The sequence below is a fragment of the Longimicrobiaceae bacterium genome (genome assembly GCA_035936415.1).
Lineage (GTDB): Bacteria > Gemmatimonadota > Gemmatimonadetes > Longimicrobiales > Longimicrobiaceae > JAFAYN01.
Genome location: DASYWD010000023.1, coordinates 1 through 3781 on the forward strand (window position 1 = coordinate 1; position 3781 = coordinate 3781).

Annotated in this window: 6 protein-coding genes; 4 read left to right on the top strand and 2 right to left on the bottom strand. The window is 73.5% G+C overall.

Translation table 11 applies throughout. The features are described 5' to 3' along the window. Window positions 1–292, top strand: a 292-nt coding sequence (locus VGR37_00940) for a BrnT family toxin (protein HEV2145960.1), incomplete at its 5' end; no start/stop codon positions are given. After that, on the top strand, window positions 270–497 hold the full coding sequence (locus VGR37_00945) for a hypothetical protein (protein ID HEV2145961.1): 228 nt from the start codon (window positions 270–272) through the stop codon (window positions 495–497). The genes VGR37_00940 and VGR37_00945, both read left to right, overlap by 23 nt. A gap of 36 nt (window positions 498–533) precedes the next feature. Here the strand turns inward: VGR37_00945 and glp are convergent, their stop codons facing one another. Together glp and VGR37_00955 are read right to left on the bottom strand one after the other, a co-directional pair. Continuing rightward, window positions 534–1829 carry a gephyrin-like molybdotransferase Glp gene (gene glp / locus VGR37_00950; protein HEV2145962.1) on the bottom strand — a complete coding sequence of 432 codons (1296 nt, stop codon included), beginning with the start codon at window positions 1827–1829 and terminating at the stop codon, window positions 534–536. 15 nt (window positions 1830–1844) lie between these two features. Beyond that, on the bottom strand, window positions 1845–2516 hold the full coding sequence (locus tag VGR37_00955) for a molybdenum cofactor guanylyltransferase (GenBank protein ID HEV2145963.1): 672 nt from the start codon (window positions 2514–2516) through the stop codon (window positions 1845–1847). 167 nt (window positions 2517–2683) lie between these two features. Between VGR37_00955 and VGR37_00960 the strand changes: the two genes are divergently transcribed. Together VGR37_00960 and VGR37_00965 are read left to right on the top strand one after the other, a co-directional pair. Further along, complete coding sequence (locus tag VGR37_00960) at window positions 2684–3508, top strand: BON domain-containing protein (GenBank protein HEV2145964.1); 825 nt, start codon at window positions 2684–2686, stop codon at window positions 3506–3508. 179 nt (window positions 3509–3687) lie between these two features. Continuing rightward, window positions 3688–3781 (top strand): IS5/IS1182 family transposase (locus VGR37_00965; GenBank protein HEV2145965.1); only part of this gene is annotated, 94 nt, incomplete at its 3' end.

The window sequence follows — 3781 nt, forward strand, 5'->3', positions numbered from 1 at the left end:
CATCCCGCCTGTGCTCCGTACCAGCCTTGCCTCCTCTGTTACGCCTCCCGCGGAGCCGCCGCTGCGTGCCCTCTCCACGGCCAATCCTGCCGTCGACTCGGTGCCGCCTCCGAAGGCCCCCTTCTTCAACAGCCTTTTAGAGGAGGAACGGCTTCTGCTGCTGGGCCAATCTACCGCTGGCCGCTATCTCGTCGTTGCTCTCACCGAGCGCGGCGACACCGTGCGCATCATCAGCGCGCGGCTGATGACTTCACGAGAGAGGAGGACGTATGAGCGCCAGACCCGAAGCTGACGAACTGCGCGAGGAGTACGATTTCACGGCCGAGGAACTGCAGCGCGGCGAGCGGGGAAAGTTCGCGGAGCGCTACGCGCGGGGCACCAACCTGGTCCCCCTCGACCCTGATGTGGCCGAGGTATTTCCCGATGCCGCAGCTGTAAACCAAGCGCTGCGGGCGCTCGTGGGAATCATCAAGGATCGCTCCCGCTCCGCAGCCTGACTGCGGACGGAGTCGCGCCTCTGACGAGGGCACCAATCAGTAACCCGCCTCCTCCCGCAGCGGCGCCCCGCCGAGAACGATCACCGATAGCGTGTCTCCGGCTCCGAAGTCGCCGCCGGACTCCGGCACCACCAGCAGCCCGTCCGCCGCGGCCATGGAGGTCAGCACCCCGGAGCTCTGGGAGCCGGTCAGCGAAGCGGACAGGTGGCCGTCGGCACGGTCCAGGCGGACGCGCAGGAAGTGCGTCAGTCCCGGCTGCATGGAGACCGGGTCGCGCAGCCGCGCCGGCTCGGTCGGGGGGAAGACCGCGCGCCGTCCGCACATCCGTAGCAGGGCGGGGCGGACCAGCACCTCGAAGGTCACCATCGTGGAGACCGGGTTGCCGGGGAGCCCGAACCAGGGGATCCCGCCCAGCCCCGCCACCCGCCCGAACGCGAACGCCGATCCCGGCCGCGCCCGCACCCGCCAGAAGCTCACCTCCGTTTCCAGCGCCTCCATGACGGCGCGGACGTGGTCGTGCTCGCCGACGCTGATTCCGGCGGTGGTCACCAGCGCGTCGCACCCGCGGGCGTCCTCCAGCCGCTCGCGCAGGCTCTCCGGGGTGTCCGCGGCGATCCCCAGCACCTGCGCCTCAATCCCCGATTCCGCGAGCTGCGCCGCCAGCGCGTAGCTATTGGAGGAGACGATCCTGCGCCCGGCCAGCACCTCCGCGAACCCTTCCACCTCCACCAGCTCGTCGCCCGAGGCGAGCACGGCCACCCGTGGCCGCCGCACCACCGGCAGCTCCGCCCGCCCGAGCGATGCGGCCACCCCGAGCTCCGCCGCGCGAAGGGGCGTCCCGGCGCGGAGCACCACCTCGCCTCGCCGGACGTCCTCCCCCCGGCGGCGGACGTTCTTCCCCGCGTCCGCGTCCGACCGCACCTCCACGCGGCCCTCCGGCGTGCCGACCGCGGCGGCGCCGTCCGTGTGCTCCACCCGCACGACCCCGTCCGCCCCCTCGGGGAACGGAGCCCCGGTCATCACCCGGATGGCCTCTCCGGGGCCTACCGGGCGCGAGGGGAAGCTTCCCGCCGGCACGTCGTCCACCACGCGCAGCACTCGCGGTGCCTCCGGCGAGGCCCCGAGCACGTCCGCGCTCCGGACCGCGAACCCGTCCATGGCGCTGTTGTCCCACGGCGGGAGGTCCACGGGGGATGCCACGTCCTCCGCCAGCACGGAGCCCAGCGCGTTCAGCAGCGCCCGCCGCTCCGGCGCGAGCGGCGCCACCAGGCGCAGGATCGTGCCCCGCGCCTCCTGGACCGATACCCAGTCGGCCGTGCGTCCGCGGCTCATCGTCCCCTCCGTGGCTCAGCGCATCGCATCGTGCTCCTTCCCGCTCCGGGCGATCTCCTCTGCCCGGGTGTGGTCCGCGGGCGTGTTCACGTTCAGGAACAACACCTCCGGCTCCCCCCACAGCCGCACCTCCTGCAGGGGGAGGCGCACCGTCCGAACCCGCTCCAGCAGGTCCACCAGCCGCCGCTCGCCGTCACGCAGCATCCGCTCCGCCTCGGCGAGGCAGGTCACGGAATAGAAGGCGCACAGCGGCTCGATGCCGCGCCTGCCGGTGCTCTCCGGAACGACGGCGTCCGCGCTGCCCTCCGCCGCCCGGTCCGCGAGCCGGCGCAGCAGCCCCGGCGCGAGGAAGGGCATGTCGCAGGCAATGCAGAGGGCGCCGGCCCGCCCCTCGTCCGCGGCCCAGCGGAGCGCCGCGTGGACTCCGCCCAGCGCCCCCGCGCCGGGGACGGCGTCCGGCCGCACCGGCAGGTCGAGGAGGTAGAACATCTCCGGCTGGTTGGCGATCAGCACCACCTCTCCCAGCGCGTCGCGCGCCGCCGCGGCCACGCGGTCGATGACGCGGGCGCCGCCGACGCGCGCGAGCGCCTTGGGCGATCCGAAGCGCCGGCTCTCGCCGCCGGCCAGCACGGCGGCGAAAGGAGGGAGGGGGGCGGGAGGGGAGCGCCGAGCCGGGGGGTGTGCCACGGGTCGCCTGGGTCGCGGGGAGAAGGGCGCCGGGCAAGCTACGCCCCCGCCCGCGGGCGATCAAGCGCGATCCCGCAGCCGGAACGGGACTTGCGCGCCCCGGACCGCCCGGGCCCCGTGCGCCGGCGCGAGCCGCGGGCCCGTTCACCGCAACGACGGAGGACTGCATGGCGCGATACGACCGGAACTACCAGCTCGGCATGGGCGCACGCCGCCCGCGCATCTGGGGGCGCGGGGACGCGGAGATCCCGCACACCGACTTCGATGCGCTCGGCGGCGAGGTCTGGCCGAGAGGCGGATGGGGCGGCTCGTACGGGGGGGCGGGGCGCTTCTCCGGGACGGGGACCCGCCGCCACTGGGAGCCGGGGGAGGGCGACTACGCCCGGGGCGTGTACGGCGGCGACTATCCGGGCTTCGGCGGGTATCCCGGGGCCGGGCGCGAGGGGACGGAATACGGCGGCCGGGGCGGCGGCGGGATGCAGCGTCCCAACGTGGGCCGGCGCTGGTATCCGCAGCGGTACGACGCGGAGTACCAGGGCGGCTATACCCGGGGGTACGACCGCGGGCCCATCTCCGAGCGGGTGCAGCGGCACCGGGGCTACGGCGGCGACTTCGCCCGCGAGCCCTTCATGCCCGAGGCCGCCTACCTGCGCCACCCCGAGTACGAGACGCCCTCCACCTACCACCAGAACCGGTGGGAGCGCCCGGGCGAGTACGTGGTCCCGCGCGAGGAGCGCCTGAGCGACGACGAGATCCGCCGCGAGGTGCAGCAGCGCCTGCACCAGGACAGCTGGCTCCGCGCCGACGAGATCGACGTGGACGTGGAGCAGGGCGTGGTGACCCTCCGCGGCGAGGTGAACGACTTCCTGGAGGCGCGCTACGCCTGGGACGACGCCTGGGAGACGGACGGCGTGCGCGGCGTCGTCAACAACCTGACCGTCCGCCCCGAGGGCGGGGAGGGCCACGGCGACGAGTTCAACCAGAGCGCCTGACGGGCTCGCACCCCTCACGCGAGGGCCCCCACCCGGCTCGCTTAGGCTCGCCACCCTCCCCCAATTCTGGGGAGGGCTGACGGCTCCGGGCAGTTCATCCCCTCTCCCAAACTTGGGAGAGGGTGGCGGCTCTCAGAGGGTGTTATGAACCGCAGGGGAGCTGAGCGGTATTCGACAGGATGTCGAATCGCAAAGCGTACCCCAGTGATGTCAGCGACGAGGAGTGGGCCTTCGTCGCGCCGTACCTGACCCTGCTGCCGGTCACGGCGGGCC

Bases quoted from the DNA above. Each gene is read 5' to 3' on its own strand.
- VGR37_00945 (HEV2145961.1), top strand. From the start codon at position 270: ATGAGCGCCAGACCCGAAGCTGACGAACTGCGCGAGGAGTACGATTTC.
- glp (HEV2145962.1), bottom strand. From the start codon at position 1,829: ATGAGCCGCGGACGCACGGCCGACTGGGTATCGGTCCAGGAGGCGCGG.
- VGR37_00960 (HEV2145964.1), top strand. From the start codon at position 2,684: ATGGCGCGATACGACCGGAACTACCAGCTCGGCATGGGCGCACGCCGC.